This is a genomic window from Ruminococcus turbiniformis (genome assembly GCF_020687545.1).
In the GTDB taxonomy this organism is placed as follows: Bacteria; Bacillota; Clostridia; order Lachnospirales; family Lachnospiraceae; genus Mediterraneibacter; species Mediterraneibacter turbiniformis.
Genome location: NZ_JAJEQX010000005.1, coordinates 17575 through 43294 on the forward strand (window position 1 = coordinate 17575; position 25720 = coordinate 43294).

The window sequence follows — 25720 nt, forward strand, 5'->3', positions numbered from 1 at the left end:
TTGGAAAAGAGGGACGTAGTAATTATCGGAGGAGGCCCGGCAGGACTTGCCGCGGCTGTGGAGCTTAAGAAAAAGGGGATAGAGGATATCCTGATTATCGAGAGGGAGAAGCAGCCGGGCGGGATTTTAAGGCAGTGCATCCATGACGGGTTCGGGCTGACACGGTTCGGAGAGACCTTAAGCGGCCCGGAGTATGCCCAGCGGTTTATCGACCAGGCCGCGCAGTATCATGTGGAAATGATCTGCAACGCTACGGTGATCGACTTAAGCAGCGACCGAGTTGTGACTTATGACTCAAGAGAAGGACTTGTACAGATTCAGGCAAAAGCGGTGATCCTTACGATGGGATGCCGGGAGAGAACACGGGGAGCACTTGCCATACCGGGAACACGCCCGTCGGGAATTTATAATGCCGGGGTGGCACAGAGCTATATGAATCTGTTCAATACAATGGTAGGGCGTGAGATCCTTATTATGGGGTCCGGAGACATCGGGCTTATCATGGCGCGAAGGTTCACGCTTGAGGGCGCCCACGTGAAAGGCGTTTTTGAGGTGCTTCCCTATCCGAGCGGGCTTCCGAGAAATATCGAACAGTGCTTAAATGACTACAATATCCCGCTCTATTTGAGCCACTCTGTAGTCGATATCAAAGGCGAGGAGCGCATAGAGGGCGTTACAGTAGTACAGGTAGATGAGAATATGAAGCCTGTACCCGGGACAGAAAAAGAATTTTCGTGTGATACGCTTGTGCTCTCTGTCGGGCTTATACCGGAAAACGAGCTATCCATTGCCGCAGGTGTGGAATTGGATGGAAGAACAAAGGGCGCGTTTGTGGATGAAAATTATCAGACGAGCACGGAAGGAATTTTTGCCGCGGGGAATGTGCTCCATGTTCATGACCTTGTCGACTTTGTATCTCTGGAGGCGGAGGCCCTGGCTGACGGAGTCGTGAGATACTTAAACGGAGAGGCTCAGAAAGACTGTGAGATTGAGGTTGTCCCGGACAGAAATATCGGCCATGTCATCCCCCAGAGAGTCAGCGGAAAACGCGATTTCCAGGTGTCCATGCGCGTGAGAAGACCTATGGGAAGATGCAGGATTACGCTCAGGCAGGGAGAGAATACTGTTGTGTCAAAGGTCGTCCCCAAAGCGATTCCGGCAGAAATGATCCAGTTTAAGGTTCCGTCAGACAAGATAAATTCCGGAGAGAAAATCGAGGTGTTGGTAAATGAACAGTAGAAAGTTTGTGTGTATCATCTGTCCGAACAGCTGCGAGATCGAGGCGTCTGTGGAGGACGGGAAAATACAGGCCATTTCGGGAAACAAGTGTAAAAAAGGAGAGGAATACGTCGTCCAGGAGCTGACTGACCCGAGAAGGACGATCTCCTCGTCAGTGCTGATCGAGGGTTCATTTCTCCCTCTGTGCAGTGTCCGGCTTACAAAACCCGTACCGAAGAAAGAGATCTTCCGGGTGATGGAGGAAATTAATAAAGTTCATCTGAAAGCGCCGGTGAGCGCGGGAGATGTTGTGATACAGGATGTATGCGGGCTCGGCAGTGACGTGATTGTCACGAAGAACATGGAAAGGGTATGAGTAGCGCGTGGACTTTTTCGAGATCTTTCAGAAGATGCTGCTTCTTCTGATAGTAATTGCAGTCGGGGCAGCGGCGACGAGATTCCATGTGATGGATGAAAAGACAAACGATGCTCTCTCGGATCTGGTGATCTCTGTCACGCTGCCCTGCTCGATTCTATATTCTGTTGTAAACAGTGACCGTCTTCTTGACAATCTTCAGGTTGTATCCCTGACATTTCTGGGGATCGCTGTTGCGCTTGCGATGATTGTGTTCTCGAAGGCTATGGTCGTTGTTTTAAAAGTGCCCCTGACACAGAGAAATTTATGCCGCTATATGATGATCTTCTCAAATTCTGCCTTTATCGGATTTCCGGTGCTCAAAGCGGTATTCGGCCCGGATTCCGTATTTTATGCGGCTGTTTATAATATGGTTTCCATGATTCTGTCCTATACTTACGGAATTGTGCTGATCTCCGGGGAGGAGAGCAGGGAGAATAAGAACAGATTTAATATAAAAATGATACTGACTCCTGTAATGATAAGTTCTGTGTTCGCTTATATCATGTATCTCCTGAACCTTCAGCTCCCGGCGGTCATAACGGAAACGCTCGGGTTCATCGACCCGGTGACGAGTCCGTTAAGCCTTCTCTGTGTCGGGTGTTCTCTTGCAAGAATACCGGCGAAGAAAGTGCTCAGTGCGTGGAGAGTGCACCTGGCGATTGCGCTGCGGATGATTCTGTTCCCTGTGCTGTGCTTCTATATCCTTCAGGCGCTCGGCGTTCCGCTTATGATAAACGGAGTGGTGACTGTTATCGCGGCTATGCCGACGGCCGCCAGCACAACAATGTTCTGTGCCAGGTATGGAAACGACCAGCAGCTTGCCTCATCGGCGATTTTTGTCACAACGCTTTTGTCAGCGGTTACGATTCCGCTTCTTTGCCGGGTTCTTTTTTAAAGAAAATCCCTTTTTGCAGGAAATATACATTCTGTAAAAAGGGATTTTTTCAAGATAAAAATTTCATGATATAAAACAGAAACATGTATGCGGCTATAAGTCGGATGAGACTGATGAGAGATAAGAAAGAACAATATTCCTCTGCTGTTCCAGATGAGTTTCTATCAGTCCATAAAGTTGGCCCACATTTCCCCCTGTGGATATTGCCTTAAGGATCTGTTCATGTTCATTGCAAGCCTCAGAGAGGCTGCCCGGAATGATCAGATTCTTTGTGGTTAATGATGAAATCCGATACTGATAAGAAGCAAAGAGGTCATCGAATTCATCATTTTTTGCAGAATTAACCAATGATCTGTGAAATTCAAAATCAAACTCAGAAAATACAGCTATATCTTCGGTCTCTTTCAGCGCTTCTTTCATAGATGCGAGTATTCCATACATTTTTTTGATACATTTTTGGCTTTCTGAATTATTGATATTGCCAGAAAGATTTATAGCGCAAAATGTTTCGATCGCAACACGGACCTGATATGTACTGTGTACGTCGTTATAAGACATCTGGTGCAGACAAAATCCCTTACTTGGGATAATATCTATGTATTTGTCCTGACTTAAGCGTACGAGTGCATCTTTAAAAGGGGTTCTTGAAATTCCGAGTTCACTGCACATTTTTGTTTCCGAATAAATAACATTAGGTTCAAGTTTACATTCCGTGATAAGTTTTTTTAAATGGTGATATGCCTTTTCCTGCAATGGCCGGTGTGTATACATGTTATTGTGTACTCCTTTATTGGTGAAATTGGATATTATTACCTTTGTATACAATAATCCTAGCATTCCAAATGAGTTTTATCAATCTTAATTTCTGAAAAAATAATAAAAGAGTTATCAGATATGTATTTTATGCTGAATTATCATGTAATTATATATTATGCATAAAAAAATAATATAAAATTTAGAAAATTTATCTCTTGACCGGTATACCGGTATTCTGCAATAATATAATCATCACAGTGGATCCGAAGTGATGTGCGAATCGATTATTTTTAAAATATTTGAAGAGAGGAGGAGGTAAATGTATTTTGCGGATAAAGTGTTTATTAATGGAAAGTTTTACACAATGGAAAGCGAGGGTAAATATGCCGAAGCTGTAGCTGTAAAGGATGGAAAATTTATCTTTGTCGGAACAACAGAAGAAGCTGTGGAGCTGGCAAAGGGAGAAATTATCGATCTGCAGGGCGCTCCTGTACTTCCGGCTTTTACTGATACTCATATACATCTGGTAATGGACTGCGAAGCAAGGCAGAGAGCCGATTTAAAAGGAGCATGTTCAATCGGTGAAGTCTTGAAGCTAATGAAAGAAAAGGCTGAAAACATTCCACATGGCCGATGGGTACAGGGAACAGGACTGCATATTGAGCATATAAAGGAACAGCGATTTCCTGACAGACATGATCTGGATAAGATAGCGAAGGATGTTCCTATTCTGGTTCAGAGTTATTGCGGACATATTTTTATGCTGAACAGCAAGGCGCTTGAAAAAGCCGGCATAGGAAAAGGTTTTAAATGGCATATCGACGGCCTGGTAGATTTTGACGATGATGGAGAACCAACAGGTATTGTAAGAGAAGGAATTTATAATGACTGCATTTTGCCGGCTATGGGACCGATCCTTCCAACATATGATATAAAAAAGGAAGCACTCTATGGAGAACTGAAAGAATGCGTAAAAAACGGGATTGTATGTGCATCCACATATACGTCTTATTCGGGCGATCCTCTAGAGTATCTATATCAGTATAAAGAACTGGAAGATGAAGGACGCCTGCCTGTTAGAATCATTTTAAATTCGTCAGCGCCGCTGGCAAAATCAATAGGAGCTGTAACTGGAATCGGAAATGAAAATATTATGATTGGAGCAAAAAAGCTTTTTTCAGACGGTTCGCTGAATTCGAGATCGGCAGCTTTATTTGAAGGATACAGCGACGAACCTGAGACGTACGGGGTTCTTGTTCATGATCAAAAGGAGATGAATAAAGAAGTTCTGGAAGCTTATCAGTATGGTATGGAAGTATCTGTTCATGCAATTGGAGACAGGGCTATGGAAATGGTGATTACAGCGGCGGAAAATGCGGTGAAAGTTTGCGGTGTTAAAAAACATTTTCGTATTATCCATGCCATGCTTCCGGCAGCGGGACATATTGAGAGAATGAAAAAACTTCCGGTAATATTAGATGTACAGCCGATTTTTCTCAGAAACTGGGTTGATCTTTGCGAGGAACGTATTGGAAAAGAGAGAATGCAGCATTTTATGCCGCTTAAATCGTACATGGATGCTGGAATGGTTGTGACAGGAGGGTCTGATGCACCGGTGGAGGACATAAATCCTCTGCTAGGAATTGAGTGTGCCGTTACACGGACGGTACCGGGAGAAGAGAGTGGAAAAGCACTTGTTCCAAAAGAATGTATCAGCGTTTTCCAGGCTGTATCCATGTTTACAAAAAATGCAGCTTTCTGTACAGATCAGGAAAAGGTGAGAGGAACGATTACCCCGGGAAAATTGGCGGATTTCATTGTGCTTAGCAAGGATATATTTACTATTCCGAAAAAGGAAATTCATAAAATTAAAGTGGAAAAAACCATAAAGGGTGGAGTAATTGTTTATGAAAGTGTAAACGATTAAATAGGAGGGATAATATGTCAGTTCTTGATACAGTTATTGTCGTTGTTTATCTTGTTGTTCTGGTTTTGATAGGATATTTTGCCGGACGAGGTGTAAAAACAAATGAAGATGCGGTTGTAGCAGGAAGAAGTTTCAAGAGTTTTACAGCAGCGGTCGGAAAGGCTGCGAATCTGGCGGGAGGTTCGACGTCAGTTGGTGGAACCGGATATGGTTATACGTTCGGATTGAGCGGTATGTGGTATGGGCTTTCAAATCTGGTAACCAGCCTGCTGGCAGCTCCCTTCTGTAAAAGAATATGGAAAGCAATGCAGAGAGGAAAATTCATATCTATCGGCGAATATCTTGGATATCGGTTTGGACGTCCGGCAAATCTGATTGCAAATCTACTGAATTTGTTTGCGTATATGGGATTTGTTGCTTCTCAGGTTGTTGCTACAGGTACGATCTGCCATGCGCTTCTTGGATGGGATTTGAATCTTGCGATGGTTATTACGACGGTAGTTGTAATTCTCTATACATGTACGGGAGGATTGAAAGCCGTTGTTTATACAGATTACATGCAGCTTTTTGTACTGTTTTTAGGTATGATTTTTATTCTTTTACCAAAGTCTGTATCCGAAGTGGGTGGAGTTGACGCACTGATTTCATCTCTTCCAGCCTCTTTTATGGATATCGGGGCTATGGGATGGTTTACGATTATCGGTGTTATTGTCGTACCAACAGTTTTGAATACGGTTACGATGCAGGCGTTTTATGGTTACCTTGCATCTTGCAGAGATGAAAAAGCGGCGTGGAAGTCAAGTGTACAGGCGGGATTCCTTTACATTTTCCCTGCTATGGCAGTTGTTATTATCGGCATGTGTGCTGTTGTACTTTATCCAGATCTCGCATCAAGCAATGATGCGCTTCCGACTATGATTCTGAGCCTGCTCCCGCAGGGACTGGTAGGAGTTCTGTTTGCTGCATGTATTGCGGCGACAATGTCTACATCTGACACGTGCCTTCTTTGCAGTGCAACATGTTTTACAAATATTTACAGAGAATTTATTAAAAAGGATGCAACGGATAAAGAAGTATTAAGAGTAAGCAGAATTTCAATGGCAGTGATTGGTCTGGGCGTTCTTTTGATTACAATGGTAAACCAGGATATTATCAGTTTGATTACAATGGGATATGCATTAGGAGTTGGAGGACTTCTGGTTCCGTTTTTCGCCTGCTATTTCTCAAAACGTGCTACATCGGCAGGATGTCTTGCGGCAATGTTGGTAGGCGGTATCTCTTACCTGATTTTGAGCTTGACTGTCAGCTGGCCGCCTCTGTTTGTGTCTCTTCCGGCAAGTGCCGTTGCAATGATAGTAGTTTCAGCTTTAACACCGGCACCGGATCCGAAGTGCTATGACCTCTATTTTGATGAAGAATGGGAAAAGGCACATCCGGAAGGATAAAAGTACACTGTATCAAACAGGCTGCTATCTGGCGGACAGAATTTATTCTGTTCGCCAGTGATTTTAATACAGATGTCTCAGAAATACAGTTATTAAGAAAGCAAAAACAGGAGGTAAGTCGTATGAATTATAGTCCATCTTGCGATACACTGGCAATACCGGGAGAATATACTTTGTCAGGAAATAATATACTTGCAAAGAACAGCGACAGAGAGGTCACAGAATCTCAGCAGCTGGTATTTATTCCGGCTGGAGATCATAGAGAAGATGAAAAAGAGCAGTGCACATATATAAAAATTAAACAGGTTCCTCATACTTATGCTGTTATCGGCTCAAAGCCATGGTGGATATGGGGATTTGAAATGGGAATAAATGAATGGGGAGTATCAATTGGAAATGAAGCGGAATGGGCAAATGTGCAGGTGAAAGATGAGGATGCGCTTTTGGGAATGGACCTGGTGCGCCTTGGCCTGCAGCGTTCAAGAACAGCTTTCGAAGCCCTGAAAGTGATCACGGATCTGTTGGAGACATATGGGCAGGGAGGCTCCTGTAAATATGGCACGTCACGTTCGGAATCTTCTTATCATAATACATTTGTAATTGCGGATCCGGAAGAGATATACCTTCTTGAAACAGTGAGAGAGCACTGGGTATATAAGAAAATAGATGACGTTGCAGCTGTATCCAATATATATACGATAGGAAGAGATTATGACGGACTGTCTAAGGATATTGAAATGTTCGCACAGTCAAAAGGACTCCAAAATCCAGACCAGACATTTGATTTCGCAAAGAGCTTCATGCTTTTGAACTATCACTTTATGGGCGGATTTTATAGAACCCGGTGGGCCGGTAAAATGCTTAGGGAAAAGAAAGGAAGCTTAGATGCGGAAAATGTATTGGATATTTTAAGGGGACATTATGAAGGAACGTTTATTGAAAATAACTGGAGCGCTGTCGGGGGATGTGTCCCTTGTGTCTGCATGCATGGCAGTGCGCCTACCTTTACGCAGACAGCTGCGAGTATGGTGGTTGAATATCACAGAACACCATACAAAGAACTGCTGTTTACTTACTGGGGATCGCTTTGTCCGCCATGCTGCAGCTTTATCATCCCATTTTATAATACTGGATATATACCGGAGATTGTGGGCAGAGGGAAAAACTATTATGAAGAAGATTCTCTTTGGTGGAAGATTAATCGTATGGTGTCTGATATTGAATCAAATTATGAACGTTATCATTTGATGCTTGATGAAGTACGTCCTTCGGTTGAACGCAGATTCAGAGAGATGGCGGCAGAAGCCGAGAAAGAGGCGGAGGATCTGCTTCGGGCAGGAAGGAATGATGAGGCGTGCGGGCTGTTAAACGGTCTTACAGATAAATGTCTGGATGAAGTGACAGATCTGGTAAATAAGCTTACAAAAAAAATAGAGGAGGATATGAAACAATATTCTGGAGAGATATACCGGGCCTCTTATCTGTCTTCATATAGAAAAAAAGTGAAATATCCTGACTGAATGGCTCGCAGGGGGCGGTATTATATGAAAAGAAAAAAACAAGGACTTTCATTTTTTGATTTATTTTCCCTGGGATTCGGGGCAATGGTGGGAGTTGGGTGGTCAGCGACTCTCAACAATCTGATGAAAAATGGAGGCGGCCCAATACCGGCAACGCTTGGTTTTGCATTTGCGGCGGCGGTATTCATACCGGTTGCACTTTGTTTCGCAGAGCTTGCACCTGCCATACCGGTTTCCGGAGGTGTGGTTGCCTACGCCAGAAGGGTTTTTAGTAAACCTGTAACTTTCATTGCCGGCTGGTTTATGGCAATGGCCTACATAAGTATTGTTCTGTGGGAATCTATTGCTATTAACGACATAATAGGTTATATATTTCCGTCAATCAAGGGTGGGAGTCCGATGCATTCGCTTGTTGGAGAAAATATTTACGGGAGTACGATTATAGTGGGGATTGCATTGTCGCTTGTCGTGATTGTCATAAACTGGCGGGGAATAGAAAAAGGCGCGGCATTTCAAAGCACAATGACGTTCAGCCTTCTTGCAGGCAGTGTGATCTGTGTGATTTTTGCGCTTGCACATGCGGATCTTTCAAATCTTCTGCCCGTTTATTCCCAGGTAGAAGGAAAAAGCCATACTACAATATGGGCCGGGATTTTTACAATGTTCGGATTGGCGCCATCATATTTTTCCGGGTTTGATACGATTCCGCAGAGCGTTGAATCAGCGTCTGACGTGAATAAAAAGAAATTGGGAAAAGTGATTGTGATCGCACTGATTTCAGCGGGAGTATTTTACGTGGCAATTTTTCTCTCAGCAGGAGCGGCATATCCATGGCTGGATACAATTAATATGAACAGGCCGGTTCTTTCGAATTTGTTTGCAGAGATTTATCCGGGCATTTTAGGAACAGTTTTATGGTATATTTGCATTGTTGCGACTCTCGCAGGGCTGTTTGGTACATGGAATGGATTTTACATGGCAGGCTCCCGTGTCCTCTACGGTATGGCGAAGGCAGGGGTGCTGCCTCAGATTTTTGCAAAAGAACATCCGAAATATAAAACCCCGTACATAGCAAATCTGTTTGTTGCTGTAACTATGTTTATAGGTCCGTTTCTTGGGGCGGGAGTCCTTGATATACTTAGTGTACTTTCATCTTCCGGATTTGTGATCGGATGGGGAATTGCATGCCTGGCGCTTATTCGCCTGAGAAAAACCGAACCTGATTTGGAGAGACCATACAAAATTCCGGGAGGGACTGTTATTCCCAAATTTGCATTTGTATTCTGTGTGCTGATGCTTCTTAACTGCATTATTCCGGGAATGCCCGGGTATATGGGAATCGGTGGACTGACAGCTTTTGCCGTATGGATGGCTCTGGGGATTATATTTTATAAAATATCAAATCGAATAAGATAAATTAGAAAGGGTGCATCAGATACGGTGCACCCTTTTTGTGTAGCAGAAGATCTTTAGTTGTACAGCTCTTTCACAATGTCTTTTAGCGTGTCTTCTTCGCCGGTATTTCCGGGAAAAATAATGTAAGGCAAATATGGAAAACGGCTTTCTGGTCCGGTTTGCCATACCGGAATTCCTGGTTGGATCTGTCCCATTACACGGGCCTTTTTTACAGCAAGTGCTTTTGTCCCGATGTCGCTTGATGTGATCCCACCTTTCGCGATTATATAGGCGGGGCGGACTTTAAGTCTTGCTATCAGATTTTGAACGCCGTCACTGATTTTTACGCTTCTTAAGAGTGCGCTTTCGCTTGTATCGCTTTCCAACGATAAAAGCTTTCTGCATGTATAGCATACCGCCGTTTTTCCGGACAGAAGAATCTTTTCTTCCATGTCTATACAACGGTTGACTTCCGTATAAAATTCTATATCGCCTTCCAGTACTTTATCAGAATTAAATTCAATTGGTACGGTGTAATCCAACTGCAGAAGCCTGTTCAGCTGTTCAGTTGTTTTACCCGTATGGCTTCCTACAATGACAATGCCGCTACCATGCGCGGAATTTCCGAGCAGATCTTGTTTTGACAGGAGTGGAATATCCGAAATCCCTCCCATGACCTTTACAAGCCCGGCTGCTGTCCGAAAGAGAAATTTCTTCCCTTTTGCGATTGCCCGGTAAAGAGCAATGGTAAACACTTTCAGGTCGCAGTAATCAATGGCGTTAACACAAACTTTGTTGAAGTGTCTTACATTCATCAGCTGCGCTTCAATCCTCGGGAGATCAACAGCCCTTAGAGATTCAAGAGAAATGCAGGTCACAGAGTCAGCTTTAAAGCGTCCATTTGTCTTTTCTTCAATATATTCGGGAATAGACGAATGGCTGTAGCCAAAAGTCTTATCCTGGGCAAACTCTGTTTTTGCAGCAGGGATCAGGAAATTTTGATTTTTTACATAATGAACATTCCCGATTGTAAATCTACCCCCTTCTTTGAAAAATGGACATAATATTTCTCCATCTACAGTAATGAAGTTTTTTTCTGTTTCTTCCCGCAGAACCATAGTTTCAATGGGATAATGCCCTCTGAGTGTAGAATCACTGCGGGAAATAATAAGATATGGGATGCCGGTTTCAACAGAAACCTGTGAAAGTCCGGCCGCTATTTCACGATGAATTTTGATCGTTTCTTCTCGGGTCATACTGCGAGAATTTGTGAGTATGTAAAATACTTTGCTTTTTTCCAGAAAACCCTGACGTATGCTTTCGACTGACCAGTTCGTATATACAGAAATGTCATGTACGGTTTGGACACCAGTGGGATCGTCATCAAGCACGACGATTTTGTGAGGATCATTTCTGATAGCTTCATGCAGTTCAGAGTCGATCTGACTTTCGTCTATATGTGGAAAATGATTCAGAATGTCGACAGTTAAAGTGTTCATTTTGCACCTCCTTCAGCACCGGCATATGCCGGCACCGTCAATAAAATAAATTATACAGTGATATTTGCGAGTTGCTCGAAATATTTCACATAAGCACTGTGATCCTCTTCTGAATGGCCGGAAACTTTCAGCGCCTGCTGAATTTCAAACAACTGTGCGGTAAATGGTACCGGTACGTCAAGAAAATGGGCAGTTTCTAAAGCGTTTTTAATATCCTTATGGTTAATACTTATTTTCCCGCCCGGAGCAAAATTGCGGCTGCACATTCTGGAAACTTTTGCGTCAAGTACAGCGCTGCCGGCAAGACCTCCGCGGATTGCCTGATAGATTTTTTCGGGATCAGCACCTGATTTTGCTCCAAGTACAAATGCTTCAGAAACTGCTGCGATATTCAGATTTACAATAATCTGATTTACAAGTTTGGCTGTACTTCCACTTCCGTTTGGACCTACTAATACGGCAGAATTGCCAAGTATGTTAAAGCAGAATTTTAGATCGTCGAATGTTTTCTGATCTCCCCCGCACATAATTGCGAGAGTACCGTTTACGGCTCCTTCTTCCCCGCCGGATACCGGTGCATCCATAAAACGGATATTCATTTTTTTAAGCCGTTCAAAGCATTCTTTGCTTTCCGAAACAGTAACACTGGACATATCACATATGATTGTGCCGGGGGAAGAATACTTGGCGATACCAGAGGCATCAAACAAAACTTTTTTTACGACAGAGCCATTTGGGAGCATGGTAATAATTACATTGCACTGTTCGCTGATTTCCTGATACGTTGCGGGTATGCCGCCCATGGCAGACACTTTTTTTACAGCTTCCTTATCCAGATCATTCACATAAAGCGTATAACCTGCTTTAAGAAGATTAAATGCCATTGGCTTTCCCATGATACCAAGTCCGATAAATCCTATGTTTTTCAATTTTGCTACCTCCTTTTAAATTTAGAAATATTCTATTAATATTATACAGTATACCGGTATACCGATCAATAAAAATTTTGCTTTTGAAATTGATTTGTAAAGATACTAAATCTGCATATGAAACACCTTTATACTTGTAAAATATACCCTACTGATGCTACAATAGTTATGTTTGGCGGATCGCCGCCGGATGGAATGAAAAACGGGTACTCCTGATGTTTCCTATTCATAAAACGATACCGGAGAAAGGAGCGCCCGCTTTATAATTGCAGAAAGTATGGAAATATTTCAGGAGGATTATTATGGCTGACTATATGATTACGACAGATTCCAATTCAGATGTGCTTCCCGGGTTTATAAAGGAGAACAATCTCACGATTATTCCCCAGTATTACGCCTTTGGCGATACAGTGTACGGGGACGAACTCAATATGGAACCGCATGAATTTTACGAGACGATGAGAAACGGCGAGCTTCCGAAGTCGATGGCAAATAACCCGGAGGTTATAAGAGAGCGCTTCGAAAACATTTTAAAAGAAGGGAAGGACATCCTTCACATCGCGTTTTCCAGCGCGTTAAGCGGAAGCTGCAGCAATGTGGTTATGACGGCGAATGAACTGATGGAGAAGTATCCGGAGAGGAAGATCACAGTGTTTGACTCGCTCAATGCATCTTTGGGCGAGGGCGTTTCCGTGTACCGTGCAGTGGAGCTCTGGAAAGAGGGCAAAAGCATGGAGGAAGTGTACAATATATTAATGGAGGAAAGAGATCACGTCAATGTGTCCTTCACAGTAAACGACCTCTATCATCTTCAGCGAGGAGGGCGTGTTTCAAAGACGACGGCAGTAGTCGGAAGCCTTGTAAATATCAAACCGATTCTGACGGTGACAGCGTCCGGAGAGCTGAAATCAGACGGAACAGTCAGGGGACGCAAAAAGTCACTGAAGACGCTTGTGACACGCATGGAGTCATCGCTTGACCTTGAATTGTATGGCAAGGAGCGTCTGGTGGCTGTTATCCATGGGGACTGTCTGAAAGAGGCAGAAAGCGTGGCGGACATGGTGAGAAATCTGGGATTTACAAATGTGATTATCAACGATGTAAGTCCTAGTATCGGAACTCACGCCGGGCCGGGGGTTGTAGGACTTGTATTCTATGGAAAACGGCGGTAGAATAAAGAAGCAGACGGAAGCTTTGAAAAGCACTGAGCAGATGTAAGAATTCTGTGAAGGATTTAAGGGAGAAGAGTGTATGAAAAAATTTATGAGACCGGAGATGAAAATAATGTCACTCAGAATGAGTGAAAACATTGCTGCCAGCGGAGACGGAACGGGAGTGTGTTCGCTGGGCAGGGAATATTCGCCTAATAAGCAGGAATGTCAGAATTGCAAGATTTATCATCTGCATTATGGAACGGTTCCGGCAGGAATTGATTTTTCGGGAGCAATTAAGACATTCAGTGACAGGTACGGATTGGGGTATGCAGACAAGGAGAGCGCAATCAATGCGGCGAACAGTCTTGCGTGTCCGGAAGGGAAATAAATGTGAAAAAAGTGTGAAAGGTGATCACCTTTCACACTTTTTTCACAATTTACAGCAGTCCGAAGTCTGCCATTGCCTTTCTCAGAACTTCTCTGTGTCCGTCTTCGATCTCAGTCAGCGGAGCGCGGAGCGATCCGACATTTTTGCCCATCATGTTCATGGCTGCCTTTACCGGGATCGGGTTTACCTCGCAGAACAGAGCGCTGCAAAGCGGAATTGCGTCGAGCTGCATCTTTGCGCTGCCTGCGGTGTCGCCCTCGAAATATTTGTATACCATATCGTGCACGTATTTCGGAGCCACGTTGGAAAGTACGGAGATCACGCCGATTCCGCCCAGTGAGAGAAGCGGTACGACCTGGTCGTCGTTTCCGGAATACAGGTCAATGTTTCCGTCGCACAGGTGCATGATCTCTGCGATGCTGCCGATGTTTCCGGACGCTTCCTTTACACCGACGATGTTGTCTACTGTTTTAACCAGTGTTGCGAGTGTCTGCGGCTGGATCGCGCATCCGGTACGGCTCGGTACGTTGTACAGGATTGCCGGGATGCTGACTTCATTACAGATCTGAGTGTAGTGTGCGATCAGGCCGTTCTGCGTTGCCTTGTTGTAGTACGGTGTGACGAGCAGCAGTCCGTCAGCGCCGTCCTTTTCCGCCTCTTTCGACAGGTCGATGGCTGTCCGTGTGGAGTTGGAGCCTGTTCCTGCGATAACCGGGATTCTGTGTTTTACTCTTTCCACAGTGAAGCGGATCGCCTCGCTGTGTTCCTCCTCGGTCATTGTGGCGGATTCTCCGGTCGTGCCGCAGATGATAATAGCATCTGTGCCGCCGGCAATCTGCTCTTCCAGTATCTCATCAAGCTTATCGTAATTGATCTCAAGATTCTCCTTCATGGGAGTGATGATCGCTACGCCTGCGCCTTTGAAAATTGCCATTGTTTTTTCCTCCTCTTTTATGAAATGTGGTTGTAAAATAAAAGAAACGGCAAGATGCGCCGTCTCGAAATATACTCCTTCGTATATCAGATAGCTCTCCATCCTGCGATGACAGTCATGCCGTTCTTCACGTCATGCCCAAGTATGAGGCCTCAGGAACCTCATCCTTTCGGCATTTTCCCCTTTTGGACAAGTTCATCTGTTCCTGAAACATCCGTCATCCTACTCATGAAAAATGCGACCTCTATCTCCGTTTCTGTATTTAAAGCAATCATAACACCGGCATGCGGGGGATGTCAACCGTTTTGGAGCAATGTCTTTACATTCGATGCCATTTCCCTGAAATATGCGCTCTCAGGATCTGCCTGAAGCACATGCCCGATCCGTCCGGAAAGGCTCAGAAGATACTTTTTAGTCAGCTCCGGCGATGCAGTATCCGGCCCGGCAGTCCTTTTCAGATGTTCTTCCAGTCCGAACTTTTCTATATAATGCCATTCCTGCCGGAGTTTTCGCCGGTATTCTTTCGGTACGCTGACTTTTTCATTTACGGTAAGCCCGGTCACTTCCTGACGGGAAGAGCTGCGGATGACTTTTGTCTTTTTCCGGTTCAGCTCAAAGCCGAGCCGGAGCAGAAACATTTCTGTTTTGCACTGCACTTCACGGGGATCAAAATCGCCGGAAAATGTCAGGTCGTCGCAGTATCTCGTGTAGGAAATCCCGCGCTGTCTGCACCAGATATCCGTATAATTGTCAAAAGGCTTCATCACCAGGTTCGAGATATACGGTGACGTGGGAGCTCCCTGGGGAAGCGCGTCGTCACAGCAGCACAGAGCAGTGAGCATAGTGCGCACGGCGGGCGGAAACAGTGTTCCGGGAAACGCGTGCTGAAAGACGTTCAGATAGGAAATGCTTCCGAAGAAGTCGTGGATATCCAGCTTTAAGATGAGCGCTTTCCCCGTATGTGCAGAGGCGTTGTCCTTAAGAGAGACGCCGTCTCTGTACGCGCGGGCACAGTCTGAGACAGACTGCGGTTTCAGGACGTTTTTCAGGATTTGCCGCTGAACTGTCTTAAGCAGTGTGTCCGGCTCGTGGAGGAGACGGACGCCGCCGCTTCGCTTCGGGATGCGGTGCAGTGTGTAGTGGGCTTCCGGATGGTTGGAAAGCTCATAGAGAAGCGGGAGCGCTCCGCTCTCTGAAAGCTGCAGAGGCTCTGTCAGGCCGAGGCTTAACAGAAACCTGACCCAGTGTTCTTTTGTGCTGTATTTCCAGAGGTCACCGCTCATGACAAATCGTCCTCCTGTTCGCTGATGAAGGATTCAAAAATGGAACCGGGGACACGATATGGTGATACCGGAACCCGCGTATGTGTACCAGTGCCGCAGGCACGGCCAGGCACATGAAAGTGTGCAGCAGTACACAGAAGCGGGTGCAGGGATGGCAGAGCCATGATCACCCGGGTAAATGTCAGAAGGGAAAGCGACTCGCTTCCCCTGCGCGTTCTGTACTGGCGTCGCTCAGTATCCGCGCTTCGCTGTCCCCGGTCTGTATCAAATATAGCATAAAAGAAGAGGAAGGAAAATGGAATATTTTAACCGGCTGGTCAAAAAGGGGAAAACATGGTATCATGTGGAATACATCCGTTCGGAGAAGGAGAAGAGAAATGACACTGACGCAGCTTAAATATATTATCACGATTGCCCGTACCGGCTCCATCAACAAAGCGGCGGAGCAGCTGTACATATCCCAGCCGTCTCTGACAGGCGCGGTTCAGGAGCTGGAAAAGGAGCTTGGAATCACGCTGTTTCAGCGAAGCAGCAGAGGGGTGACGCTGACGGGAGAGGGGGCGGATTTTCTGCCCTATGCAAGACAGCTCTTCGGCCAGTACGAGAGTATTCTGGAGCGGTACGGAAAAGACGGATCGAGAAAGAAAAAATTCGGCGTGTCGACCCAGCACTATTCTTTTGCGGTGAAGGCGTTTGTGGAGATGGCGAAGAAGTTTGACATGTCCAAATATGAGTTTGCCCTCCGGGAGACGAGGACAGCGGAGGTGATTCGTGATGTCGGAACGCTGAGAAGTGAGATCGGAGTCCTGTATCTGTGCGACTTTAACAGAAAAGGGCTGGAGAGGATGATACGCCTGTCAGGACTTGTGTTTCATCATCTGGCTGACTGCCGGGCCTATGTGTATCTGTGGAAAGGGCATCCCCTTGCGGGAGAGCCTTATGTCTGCTTTGAACAGCTGGCGGACTATCCGTGCCTGATGTTTGAACAGGGAGATGACAGCTCATTTTATCTGGCGGAGGAAATTTTATCAGACAAAGAATATCCGCAGGTCATCCGTACAAACGACAGGGCGACCATGCTCAATCTGATGAAGGGGCTGAACGGATATACGCTGTGCTCCGGAATTATCTGCGAGGAGCTCAATGGAAATGAATTTGCGGCGGTACCGTTTCAGGATGATGAGGAGAACCGAAACAGCGTCATGGAGATCGGATATGTTGTGAGGGAGAATACATTTTTAAGCGAGATGGGCGAGCTGTATGTGCGGGAGCTGGAACGGTGCCTTGAGTTATAGATTCATCCTATAACCGGATATCTTTTTTGTGTATTGGCTGACGGAAGAAAGACATGATAGGATAGACGGGACACAGAAGTAAAAGCGGATCAAAACAATCCGCGCTGCAGAGACAAAACGGAGGAAAACATCATGTCAGACATCAGAAATACACAGAACTGGAGCTTTGAGACAAAACAGATTCACATCGGACAGGAAAAGGCGGACCCGGCGACCGGGGCAAGAGCTGTGCCCATATATGCGTCCGCATCGTTTGTGTTCGATGACTGCCGCCATGCAGAGGATCTTTTCGCACTCAGAGACTCGGGAAATATATATGGAAGACTTACCAATCCCACGGAGGAAGTGTTTGAAAAGCGGATCGCCGCGCTGGAGGGCGGCACGGCTGCACTGGCGACCGCATCGGGGGCTGCGGCCATCACCTATGTCTTCCAGGCGCTGGCGAAGGCGGGAGAGCACATTGTCGCCTCCAAAAGAATCTACGGGGGAACGTATAATCTGCTGGCCCACACGCTTCCGCTGACGAGCGGGATCACGGCCACGTTCGTGGATCCGGAGGAAGAAGGGGCGTTTGAGGCGGCCATTCAGGAAAATACAAAGGCGGTTTTCACAGAGACACTTGGAAATCCGAACTCCAATGTGGCAGATCTGGAAGCACTTTCAGAAATTGCGCACAGGCACGGGATACCGCTCGTGGTGGATTCCACCTTTGCAACGCCGTATCTGGTCCGTCCCATTGAGCACGGCGCGGACATTGTCGTACATTCGGCGACGAAATTCATCGGCGGGCACGGAACTGCGCTCGGCGGAGTGATTGTGGACGGCGGGACATTTGACTGGAAGGCATCGGGAAAATACCCCTGGATCTCAGAGCCGAATCCGAGTTATCACGGAGTTTCCTTTGCGGATGCGGCAAAGGAAACGGCATTTGCCTCCTATATCCGGGCCGTGCTTTTAAGAGATACGGGAGCCACCCTTTCACCCTTCCATGCATTTCTCCTCCTTCAGGGGCTGGAGACACTTTCCCTGCGGGTGGAGCGGCATGTCGAGAATGCGCTGAAAATCGTAAAATATCTGGCAGCCCATCCGAAGGTGGAGGCAGTGCACCATCCGTCTTTGGAAAGTGAGCCGACGCATGAGCTGTACCGGAAGTATTTCCCGGAAGGGGGCGGCTCGATCTTTACATTTGAGATCCGGGGCGGCGCGGAACAGGCGAGGAAGTTCATCGATAACCTGCCGATCTTTTCCCTGCTTGCAAATGTGGCGGACGTGAAATCACTCGTGATCCACCCGGCTACTACGACGCACAGCCAGTGCACGGAAGAGGAGCTGAAAGAGCAGGGAATCAGACCGAATACGATCCGTCTTTCCGTGGGGATCGAGAAGGCGGAGGATCTGATCGCCGCGCTGGATTCGGCGTTTCAGGAAGTCTGAGTGTGGTATGAAAAAAGGAGTAAAAAAGAATGAGTATTTTAAATGTGGAACACTTGTCCCACGGATTCGGCGACCGGGCGATTTTTGAGGATGTGTCTTTCCGCCTTCTGCGCGGGGAGCATATCGGCCTGGTGGGCGCCAACGGAGAGGGGAAATCGACGTTCTTTAACATTGTTACGGGAAAGATGCAGCCGGACGAGGGGAAGATTGAGTGGGCGAAAAATGTCCGCGTCGGATATCTGGATCAGCACACCGTACTTGAAAAAGGAATGACAGTCCGGGATGTGCTGAAATCAGCGTTTTCCGGTCTCTTTGAGCTGGAAGAGCGGATGAATGAGATCTGTGACGGGCTCGGAAGCGCTGATCCGGAAGAGATGGAACAGATGATGGAAGAGCTTGGGACCATCCAGGATACGCTGACGCTCCATGACTTTTATGTGATCGACGCCAAAGTGGAGGAGGTCGCTGCGGCGCTGGGACTTTCGGATCTGGGACTGGACAGAGACGTCACCGATCTGAGTGGGGGACAGAGGACGAGAATCCTTCTGGCGAAGCTTCTGCTGGAAAAACCGGACATCCTTCTTCTGGATGAGCCCACGAACTACCTGGATGAGGCGCACATCAGCTGGCTGAAGCGGTATCTGACCGAATATGAAAGCGCGTTTATCCTGATCTCCCACGACATTCCGTTTCTGAATGAAGTCGTAAACATTGTCTATCATATGGAAAACAAAAATCTCGACAGATACGTCGGAAACTATGACGACTTCCAGAGAGTCTATCAGGTGAAGAAGGCGCAGCTGGAAGCCGCGTACAAAAGGCAGCAGCAGGAGATCAGCCAGCTTAAGGAATTTGTCGCCCGCAACAAGGCGAGAGTGTCCACAAGGAACATGGCCATGTCCCGCCAGAAGAAGCTGGACAAGATGGACGTCATCGAGCTTGCCGCAGAGCGGCCGAAGCCGGAGCTCCACTTTAAGATGGGGCGTACTCCCGGAAAATATATTTTCGAGACAGAAGACTTTGTGATCGGATATGACGAACCCCTCTCAAAGCCGCTTAATCTCACCCTTGAGAGGGGCCAGAAGATCGCGCTCACCGGGGCGAACGGCATCGGGAAGACGACGCTGATCCGCAGCATCATGGGACTTGTAAAGCCGCTGAAAGGAAGCTGCAGGCTCGGGGAGAATATTGCGGTCGGCTATTTCGAGCAGGAGGGCGACGGGAAGAACCAGACGACATGCATCGAAGAAATCTGGAAGGAATTCCCGTCTTTTACCCAGTATGAAGTGCGCTCCGCCCTGGCAAAATGCGGCCTGACGACAAAGCATATCGAGAGCCAGGTGCGCGTTTTAAGCGGAGGAGAGCAGGCGAAGGTGCGCCTCTGCAAAATTCTGAACAGAGAGACAAACGTGCTGATGCTCGACGAGCCGACAAACCACCTGGACGCCGACGCAAAGGAGTCGCTGAAAAAAGCGCTCATCGAATACCGCGGCACCGTGCTTCTGATCTGCCATGAGCCGGAGTTTTATCAGGATGTGGTGCAGGCGGTATGGGACTGCTCAAAGTGGACGACCAAAGTGGTCTGACGATTCAGCAAAACTTATTCAACAAAAGAATTGCTCATGATATAGAACGCCTCCTGACTCGGGAGGTGTTTCTTTTCCATCTTTTCAAGCGTGTCGTCAAATTTCCGGGCGTTCTCTTCGCTGACCGCCATGGCCGGGCTTTCAGAGTAGATCCATTTTTCCGTACCCGGCTCTCTGGTATTCCGGCAGAATGGAGACGGGGCCGAATGTGAGAATTTCTTTCTCTGTCCCGTTTTCACTTACCAGTTTTGATTTTGTATACATGATATTCCCGATCACTTCGCCGTCCAGCTCCAGAACAAAGTCCAGTTCCGGCACAAAATCTTCATGGTTTCGCATGATGTGAACGAGATAGTGCTCCATGCAGCCCGGGATATAGACGTTGTAAAATGCCTTCCGGGTGATCGTTTCCACGGTTTCATAGTCGGACTCCCGCTCGTTTCTTATATTAATCTTATCAATCATATTAAGCTTATTAATGTGTCTGTTCATGTGTTCTTCTGCGTTCCTGTTTTCGTTCATCGATCTGACCTCCGGTTTCCGTTTTTGTCCATTGTATTGGACGGAAAGTGCGGTGTCAATGTCTGAGGCGTTTTTTGCGGTTTGTTCTTTTTGAAAACCAGGAGATCCGCACTCTTGACGAAATGACAGGAAAGAGCTAATATATCGTCGGTGCGCATAAAAGAATTTCTGCGGAGGCGAAAGAAATTGAAAAGCAGTAAATATGAAATAGATATGTGCAATGGGTCAATTATGGACAAGCTGATCTCTTTTTCCCTTCCCCTGATGCTCTCGAGCATCCTTCAGCTTATGTTCAATGCGGTTGACATCATTGTTGTGGGAAGGTTCAGCGGAAGTGAAGCGCTGGCGGCGGTCGGATCGACGACGGCACTGATCAATATTTTCACTAATCTTTTTATCGGCATTTCCCTTGGGGCCAACGTTCTGGCTGCGCGGTATTACGCGGCGGGGCAGGAAAAGGAAATGTCGGAATCGGTACATACGGCGATTACGCTGGCAATTATAAGCGGCATCATTATGGCGTTTGTCGGAGTGGGAATGTCGCGGACTGCGCTGGAACTTATGGATACGCCGTCAGATGTGATCGGCCTGTCAACGGTATATATGAGGATTTATTTCTGCGGAATGCCGTTTTTCATGCTCTATAATTACGGAGCGGCAGTCTTAAGAGCAGTGGGAGATACAAAGAGACCGCTTCTGTTCCTTGCGGCAGCGGGACTGGCCAATGTGGGCCTTGATCTTCTGCTTGTCATCGTGATTCCCCTCGGAGTTGCGGGCGTTGCAATCGGAACAGTGGCATCCCAGATGGTCTCCTCGGTTCTTGTAATCTGGTGCCTTCACAGGACAGAGGGAAGCTACCAGCTCAGATTTTCCAGACTTTCGATTAAATGGGTGTATCTGAAGCGGATTTTCCAGGTTGGTATCCCGGCGGGAATCCAGAGCACGGTAATCAACTTTTCCAATGCGCTGCTCCAGTCATCCGTGAACTCGTTCGGCTCGACGGCGATGGCGGGTTATACGGCGGCGAACAACATCATGGGATTCCTCTACGTGTCAGTCAACGCTGTCACCCAGGCGTGTATGAGCTTTACAAGCCAGAACTACAGCGTGGGGAAGGCGAAGCGCATGGACAGGGTGCTTCTGGACTGTATCCTTCTTTCTTCCGGAGCGGCGGTTGTGCTCGGAGTCGGCGCCTATGTGTTCGGTTCCCGGCTTCTGACGATCTATACGTCGGATGCCAGCGTGATTCAGTGCGGTCTTGAGATTCTGTCGATCACGACGGTGCCGTATTTCCTGTGCGGCATTATGGATCTTCTGCCCGGAGCGCTCCGCGGAATGGGACATTCCGCGGTTCCGATGATCCTGTCGGTGATCGGCACAGTAGGGACAAGAATCGTGTGGATCTACGGAATATTTCCGCATCACAGGTCACTGTATTTCCTCTTTATCTCCTATCCGGGATCGTGGATCATTACAATTATTATGCAGGCAGTGTGCTTTTATTTTGTGAGAAAGAAGTGCCAGCAGAATCTGAAGGTGAAGGCAGCGTGAGAATTGCTGTTACATCTCCAGCTTCCACTGTGATGTTTCGCTTTGAAGTTCAACCATACGCCGGTAAAGACCGCCTTGTTCCATCAGTTCTTCCGGAGTACCCTGCTGGACCACATGGCCGTCCTGCAGTACCACGATATGGTCGGCACCGGCTACAGTACGCATTCTGTGAGCGATAACCAGCACTGTCTTGCCTTGAAGCAGGCGGGAGAGAGCTTCCTGAACAGCACTTTCGTTCTCCACATCCAGGCTGGCGGTTGCTTCATCCAGGAGGATCACAGGTGCGTCTTTCAGCAGGGCACGGGCGATGGAAATCCGCTGGCGTTCACCGCCGGAGAGGGTGGAGCCGTTTTCTCCGATCACGGTCTGATAGCCCTGCGGGAGCTTTCTGATAAATTCATCACACCGGGCGGCTTTAGCTGCAGCGATGACTTCCTCATCCGCAGCTTCCCGGCGTCCAAGACGGATATTTTCCATTACCGTATCCCGGAACAGAACCACATCCTGGAAAACCATGGAATAGTATTTTAACAGTGTCTCCGGTTCTACACCGGACACATCTGCGCCTCCAAGGGTCACTTTTCCCCCGGTAACATCCCAAAAACGGGCAGCTAATTTACACGCAGTGGATTTTCCGCCTCCGGAGGGGCCGATGAGGGCGGTCACTTCTCCCTGTCTGGCGGTAAAGCTTACATCCTCCAGTACACCGTCCCCTTCCCTGTAGGCGAAGGACACATGATCAAAGGCGATGTTGTAGTTATCAGGTGTAAACTCTTTTGTGCCCTCCTGTATTGGCTGTTCCAAAATGGAACGCATCCGTTCGATCTGCAGTTTCGTATTAAAGGTGGCGGCAATATTCTGCAGTACCAGCCCCAGGGGGTCATAAAGTCTTGCGGCGGCAAAGAGGAATCCCAGAAAATAAAGGAAAGAAAGTTCTCCGGCTGCCAGAAGCGCTCCTCCGGTCAGAACAGTAGTGGCCAGACCAAGGCGAAGGAAGGCCTGTGCGGAGCATACAAACACGCCGGTTGCCAGTTCTGAGCGGATGGAGCCCTTCTCCATGGCAGCCAGCTTTTCATCCAGTTTTTCCATGTATGTTTCCTGCCGGCCGCATGCCTTGATATCCCGTATGGTTTCCAGTCCCTCCTGGATGCAGTCGGCTACCGCGCGCTTGTTTAAAATATTTTTTGTACCGAAGGAATCCTGAATTTTTTTGCTCCCTGCCGTGAGCAGAACCGCCACCGGCACTACCCACAGTACGGACAGCGCCATCCGCCAGTCGCAAAAGAACATGACGATGCCAATCACAAGAGTGGAGAAAATGGATGCGAACAACTGTGGTACATAGTGGGAAAACATCTGATCCAGGCTGGAACAGTCCGCAATCATGGTGGAGGTCAGGTCGCTCAGATCCCGGTTTCCGAAAAAACTCAATGGCAGCCGGCGCAGAGTTTCTGCGAGGCTTACCCGGCGGTTGGCGCTCTCCTTATAAGTTGCCAGATAGAGCGAAGCGTACTGGAACCAGTGAAGAATGAACAGCAGGATCAGGACAGCCGCGCCAAAGCCTGCATAAATCCAGAAACCATCCACAGGATCGTTCCCGTTTTCCATGGAATCCAAAAGATGCTGCGCTGTAAACAGGACGGCTCCCACCGGAAGCATCAGGCTTAAATTGCACACAAAGCACCATAACACTGCTTTTATCAGATCTTTTGCTCCTTTTTCACTGAGCGCAAATAAGTGCTGTAATTTTTTTGTCATACATCTTCCTCCTTTCCAACCTTCCACTGGGCGCTGCGCTGGTAATCCTCCCACATGGAGGCATAAACACCGTGCAGTGCAAGCAGGCTTTCGTGACTGCCCTGTTCGATGACCTTCCCGCCGCTCAGGACAATGATAGAATCCGCGTTCTGTACGGTAGACAGCCTGTGGGCAATCATCAATACGGTTTTGTCCTTTATCAGCGCTTCAAATGCTTTCTGAATCTGATGTTCATTTTCCGGGTCGGCAAAAGCGGTTGCCTCATCCAGCACTACGATGGGGGCGTCTTTCAGGATGGCACGCGCCAGAGCAATCCGCTGCTGTTCACCGCCGGAGAGATAAATGCCTTTCGTCCCAACCACGGTATCCAGACCCTGCGGCAGTTTTTCGAGAATGTCATCACACTGTGCAGCGCGGGCGGCAGACAGAACCTCATCTCTGGAAGCCTCCGGTCTGGCGGCCCGGATATTTTCAAGAAGGCTCTCCTTAAACAGACGGGTATCCTGAAAGACAAAGGCTACCTGTCTCATAAGATTTTCTGTATTCATTTCCCGGACATTGATTCCGCCGATTGCGACGGTTCCGCTGTCTGTATCCCAGAAGCGGGGAATCAGGCTGGCGGCTGTAGTTTTGCCGCCTCCGGACGGGCCCACCAGCGCCGTTATCCGGCCAGGGCGGACAGAAAATGACACATCGGACAGAGCAGGCCGGTCCGAGCCTGGATAAGTAAAGGTCACATGGTTAAAGGATACGGAGGCATTTACCGGATGTTTCTGTACTTCTGGTTCTTCCATGGGCTTCTGGCCGAGGATTTCATCCAGACGCCCTACGGCTTCGTCCGCTTCCATGACAGCTTCGCTCATATACATGATCCGGTTGATCATCTGGCCGCAGGCGGGAGCAAACAGGGCGTAGAAAATAAAGTTGACAAGCACTGTGCGTATATTCCCGCCGGAGGACAGCAGCAGTGCCGCCGGAATCAGCAGGGCAAAGGCTCCGTTGATAAAAGTCAGGAAACAGGTCTGCCCCACGCGGCAGCTCATGGCATACTGGCTGGCCAGATCGCTGTAATCTTTGATGGCGTTATAAAAAGCCTTGAAGGAGTAGACGGTCTGCTGGAACATCTTTACAACGGGGATGCCCCGGACATATTCCACCGCCTCACCGCTCATGCGCTCGATTTCCTTCTGGTACCGATGGAAAAAACCCGCATTCTTTCCTCCCATCATCAGGCACATGGAGAGAAGCGCAAGAACCATGGTGAGCAGGCATAGAAGCCCCATTTTCCAGTCAAAGAGAAAAAGCATCACGATGGCAGCAACCGGCGTGACCACGGTCCCCGCCAGGTCAGGAAGCTTGTGAGCCAGCAGATCTTCCGTAAGTCCGGCGTTGTCATCAATAAGTTTCCTTAGCCGTCCTGTCTGATTCCCCGTAAAGAATCCCAGAGGCAGTTTCTGTACGTGGGCCATGGCAGTATGCCGGATGTTCCGGGCGGTACGGAAAGCAGCGATATGAGTAGACATGAGCGCCGCGAAATACAGGGCGATACTGCCGATGGCGGTCCATACCGCCGTCCAGCCCCAGTGTGCCAGACCGGAGCCCCCGTCAAGACCGGGCCAGGCTTCCAGTACATTTCTTGCCGCCAGCCAGACGCACACATAAGGAACCAGCCCCAGTACCGCAGACAGGGCGGAGAGGATGCAGCCCAGCAGAGTGAGATTTTTGTGCCCGCCTGCATAACTTAGAATGCGGGACAGGCTGCTTTGCTTTTTTTGCATCAAAAGAATACCTCCTTTTGCTTAAGAAATTTATC

Annotated in this window: 21 protein-coding genes and 1 riboswitch; of the genes, 13 read left to right on the forward strand and 8 right to left on the reverse strand. The window is 47.7% G+C overall.

Going from position 1 to position 25720, the window contains the following annotated elements; genetic code table 11:
- The 3 genes from LKD70_RS03995 to LKD70_RS04005 are packed head-to-tail and all read left to right on the forward strand — an operon-like array spanning position 1 to position 2531.
- The gene (locus LKD70_RS03995) at positions 1 to 1239 is read left to right on the forward strand and encodes an NAD(P)/FAD-dependent oxidoreductase (protein WP_227706751.1); all 1239 of its coding nucleotides are present in this window, start codon (positions 1 to 3) and stop codon (positions 1237 to 1239) included.
- Complete coding sequence (locus tag LKD70_RS04000; protein WP_227706752.1) at positions 1229 to 1594, forward strand: DUF1667 domain-containing protein; 366 nt, start codon at positions 1229 to 1231, stop codon at positions 1592 to 1594. Before LKD70_RS03995 ends, LKD70_RS04000 begins: the two co-directional genes overlap by 11 nt.
- A gap of 7 nt (positions 1595 to 1601) precedes the next feature.
- The gene (locus LKD70_RS04005) at positions 1602 to 2531 is read left to right on the forward strand and encodes an AEC family transporter (protein WP_227706753.1); all 930 of its coding nucleotides are present in this window, start codon (positions 1602 to 1604) and stop codon (positions 2529 to 2531) included.
- 93 nt (positions 2532 to 2624) lie between these two features.
- Here LKD70_RS04005 and LKD70_RS04010 read toward each other — a convergent pair whose 3' ends face one another.
- On the reverse strand, positions 2625 to 3302 hold the full coding sequence (locus tag LKD70_RS04010) for a GntR family transcriptional regulator (RefSeq protein ID WP_227706754.1): 678 nt from the start codon (positions 3300 to 3302) through the stop codon (positions 2625 to 2627).
- A gap of 304 nt (positions 3303 to 3606) precedes the next feature.
- On the opposite strand from LKD70_RS04010, the gene LKD70_RS04015 reads away from it, so the two are divergent.
- The 4 genes from LKD70_RS04015 to LKD70_RS04030 all read left to right on the forward strand — a co-directional run bounded on the left by LKD70_RS04015 (position 3607) and on the right by LKD70_RS04030 (position 9595).
- Positions 3607 to 5214, forward strand: coding sequence for an amidohydrolase (locus LKD70_RS04015; RefSeq protein ID WP_227706755.1), 1608 nt, complete (start codon positions 3607 to 3609; stop codon positions 5212 to 5214).
- A gap of 14 nt (positions 5215 to 5228) precedes the next feature.
- Positions 5229 to 6659, forward strand: coding sequence for a sodium:solute symporter family protein (locus LKD70_RS04020; protein WP_227706756.1), 1431 nt, complete (start codon positions 5229 to 5231; stop codon positions 6657 to 6659).
- 122 nt (positions 6660 to 6781) lie between these two features.
- Positions 6782 to 8179 carry a C69 family dipeptidase gene (locus LKD70_RS04025; RefSeq protein WP_227706757.1) on the forward strand — a complete coding sequence of 466 codons (1398 nt, stop codon included), beginning with the start codon at positions 6782 to 6784 and terminating at the stop codon, positions 8177 to 8179.
- A gap of 24 nt (positions 8180 to 8203) precedes the next feature.
- Complete coding sequence (locus tag LKD70_RS04030; protein WP_227706758.1) at positions 8204 to 9595, forward strand: APC family permease; 1392 nt, start codon at positions 8204 to 8206, stop codon at positions 9593 to 9595.
- Between the two features lie 53 nt (positions 9596 to 9648).
- Here LKD70_RS04030 and LKD70_RS04035 read toward each other — a convergent pair whose 3' ends face one another.
- Both LKD70_RS04035 and LKD70_RS04040 read right to left on the reverse strand, forming a co-directional pair.
- Positions 9649 to 11073, reverse strand: a complete 1425-nt coding sequence (locus LKD70_RS04035) for a four-carbon acid sugar kinase family protein (RefSeq protein ID WP_227706759.1) — start codon at positions 11071 to 11073, stop codon at positions 9649 to 9651.
- Between the two features lie 50 nt (positions 11074 to 11123).
- Complete coding sequence (locus LKD70_RS04040) at positions 11124 to 12002, reverse strand: NAD(P)-binding domain-containing protein (protein ID WP_227706760.1); 879 nt, start codon at positions 12000 to 12002, stop codon at positions 11124 to 11126.
- Positions 12003 to 12304: 302 nt separating this feature from the next.
- Between LKD70_RS04040 and LKD70_RS04045 the strand changes: the two genes are divergently transcribed.
- Both LKD70_RS04045 and LKD70_RS04050 read left to right on the forward strand, forming a co-directional pair.
- Positions 12305 to 13174, forward strand: a complete 870-nt coding sequence (locus tag LKD70_RS04045) for a DegV family protein (protein ID WP_227706761.1) — start codon at positions 12305 to 12307, stop codon at positions 13172 to 13174.
- Between the two features lie 79 nt (positions 13175 to 13253).
- A complete protein-coding gene (locus tag LKD70_RS04050) occupies positions 13254 to 13544 on the forward strand; it encodes a hypothetical protein (protein WP_227706762.1) in 291 nt (96 codons plus the stop codon).
- Positions 13545 to 13593: 49 nt separating this feature from the next.
- Here the strand turns inward: LKD70_RS04050 and dapA are convergent, their stop codons facing one another.
- Both dapA and LKD70_RS04060 read right to left on the reverse strand, forming a co-directional pair.
- The gene (dapA, locus tag LKD70_RS04055) at positions 13594 to 14478 is read right to left on the reverse strand and encodes a 4-hydroxy-tetrahydrodipicolinate synthase (RefSeq protein WP_227706763.1); all 885 of its coding nucleotides are present in this window, start codon (positions 14476 to 14478) and stop codon (positions 13594 to 13596) included.
- 83 nt (positions 14479 to 14561) lie between these two features.
- Positions 14562 to 14733: riboswitch (Lysine riboswitch) on the reverse strand.
- 41 nt (positions 14734 to 14774) lie between these two features.
- A complete protein-coding gene (locus LKD70_RS04060; protein WP_227706764.1) occupies positions 14775 to 15761 on the reverse strand; it encodes a reverse transcriptase family protein in 987 nt (328 codons plus the stop codon).
- 377 nt (positions 15762 to 16138) lie between these two features.
- On the opposite strand from LKD70_RS04060, the gene LKD70_RS04065 reads away from it, so the two are divergent.
- The 3 genes from LKD70_RS04065 (at position 16139) to LKD70_RS04075 (ending at position 20076) form a co-directional block, all read left to right on the forward strand.
- A complete protein-coding gene (locus LKD70_RS04065) occupies positions 16139 to 17056 on the forward strand; it encodes a LysR family transcriptional regulator (RefSeq protein WP_227706765.1) in 918 nt (305 codons plus the stop codon).
- A 132-nt stretch (positions 17057 to 17188) separates the two neighbouring features.
- Positions 17189 to 18490: an O-acetylhomoserine aminocarboxypropyltransferase/cysteine synthase family protein gene (locus tag LKD70_RS04070; RefSeq protein ID WP_227706766.1), complete on the forward strand. Its 1302-nt coding sequence runs from the start codon at positions 17189 to 17191 to the stop codon at positions 18488 to 18490.
- Between the two features lie 29 nt (positions 18491 to 18519).
- Positions 18520 to 20076 (forward strand): ABC-F family ATP-binding cassette domain-containing protein, encoded by a 1557-nt coding sequence (locus LKD70_RS04075; protein ID WP_227706767.1) that lies wholly within the window; start codon positions 18520 to 18522, stop codon positions 20074 to 20076.
- Positions 20077 to 20217: 141 nt separating this feature from the next.
- On the opposite strand, the gene LKD70_RS04080 is transcribed toward LKD70_RS04075, so the two are convergent.
- On the reverse strand, positions 20218 to 20598 hold the full coding sequence (locus LKD70_RS04080) for a GNAT family N-acetyltransferase (protein WP_407690901.1): 381 nt from the start codon (positions 20596 to 20598) through the stop codon (positions 20218 to 20220).
- 186 nt (positions 20599 to 20784) lie between these two features.
- Here LKD70_RS04080 and LKD70_RS04085 point away from each other — a divergent pair, with 186 nt between their 5' ends.
- Positions 20785 to 22149, forward strand: a complete 1365-nt coding sequence (locus LKD70_RS04085) for an MATE family efflux transporter (protein WP_407690902.1) — start codon at positions 20785 to 20787, stop codon at positions 22147 to 22149.
- Between the two features lie 9 nt (positions 22150 to 22158).
- On the opposite strand, the gene LKD70_RS04090 is transcribed toward LKD70_RS04085, so the two are convergent.
- Positions 22159 to 23907 (reverse strand): ABC transporter ATP-binding protein, encoded by a 1749-nt coding sequence (locus LKD70_RS04090; RefSeq protein WP_227706768.1) that lies wholly within the window; start codon positions 23905 to 23907, stop codon positions 22159 to 22161.
- Positions 23904 to 25685, reverse strand: coding sequence for an ABC transporter ATP-binding protein (locus tag LKD70_RS04095; protein WP_456115008.1), 1782 nt, complete (start codon positions 25683 to 25685; stop codon positions 23904 to 23906). The genes LKD70_RS04090 and LKD70_RS04095 overlap by 4 nt, the downstream gene beginning before the upstream one ends.
- Between the last annotated feature and the right edge of the window lie 35 nt (positions 25686 to 25720).

Bases quoted from the DNA above. Each gene is read 5' to 3' on its own strand.
- LKD70_RS04000 (WP_227706752.1), top strand. From the start codon at position 1,229: ATGAACAGTAGAAAGTTTGTGTGTATCATCTGTCCGAACAGCTGCGAG.
- LKD70_RS04010 (WP_227706754.1), bottom strand. From the start codon at position 3,302: ATGTATACACACCGGCCATTGCAGGAAAAGGCATATCACCATTTAAAA.
- LKD70_RS04015 (WP_227706755.1), top strand. From the start codon at position 3,607: ATGTATTTTGCGGATAAAGTGTTTATTAATGGAAAGTTTTACACAATG.
- LKD70_RS04020 (WP_227706756.1), top strand. From the start codon at position 5,229: ATGTCAGTTCTTGATACAGTTATTGTCGTTGTTTATCTTGTTGTTCTG.
- LKD70_RS04025 (WP_227706757.1), top strand. From the start codon at position 6,782: ATGAATTATAGTCCATCTTGCGATACACTGGCAATACCGGGAGAATAT.
- LKD70_RS04030 (WP_227706758.1), top strand. From the start codon at position 8,204: ATGAAAAGAAAAAAACAAGGACTTTCATTTTTTGATTTATTTTCCCTG.
- LKD70_RS04035 (WP_227706759.1), bottom strand. From the start codon at position 11,073: ATGAACACTTTAACTGTCGACATTCTGAATCATTTTCCACATATAGAC.
- LKD70_RS04045 (WP_227706761.1), top strand. From the start codon at position 12,305: ATGGCTGACTATATGATTACGACAGATTCCAATTCAGATGTGCTTCCC.
- LKD70_RS04050 (WP_227706762.1), top strand. From the start codon at position 13,254: ATGAAAAAATTTATGAGACCGGAGATGAAAATAATGTCACTCAGAATG.
- dapA (WP_227706763.1), bottom strand. From the start codon at position 14,478: ATGGCAATTTTCAAAGGCGCAGGCGTAGCGATCATCACTCCCATGAAG.
- LKD70_RS04060 (WP_227706764.1), bottom strand. From the start codon at position 15,761: ATGAGCGGTGACCTCTGGAAATACAGCACAAAAGAACACTGGGTCAGG.
- LKD70_RS04065 (WP_227706765.1), top strand. From the start codon at position 16,139: ATGACACTGACGCAGCTTAAATATATTATCACGATTGCCCGTACCGGC.
- LKD70_RS04070 (WP_227706766.1), top strand. From the start codon at position 17,189: ATGTCAGACATCAGAAATACACAGAACTGGAGCTTTGAGACAAAACAG.
- LKD70_RS04075 (WP_227706767.1), top strand. From the start codon at position 18,520: ATGAGTATTTTAAATGTGGAACACTTGTCCCACGGATTCGGCGACCGG.
- LKD70_RS04080 (WP_407690901.1), bottom strand. From the start codon at position 20,598: ATGAACGAAAACAGGAACGCAGAAGAACACATGAACAGACACATTAAT.
- LKD70_RS04090 (WP_227706768.1), bottom strand. From the start codon at position 23,907: ATGACAAAAAAATTACAGCACTTATTTGCGCTCAGTGAAAAAGGAGCA.
- LKD70_RS04095 (WP_456115008.1), bottom strand. From the start codon at position 25,685: ATGCAAAAAAAGCAAAGCAGCCTGTCCCGCATTCTAAGTTATGCAGGC.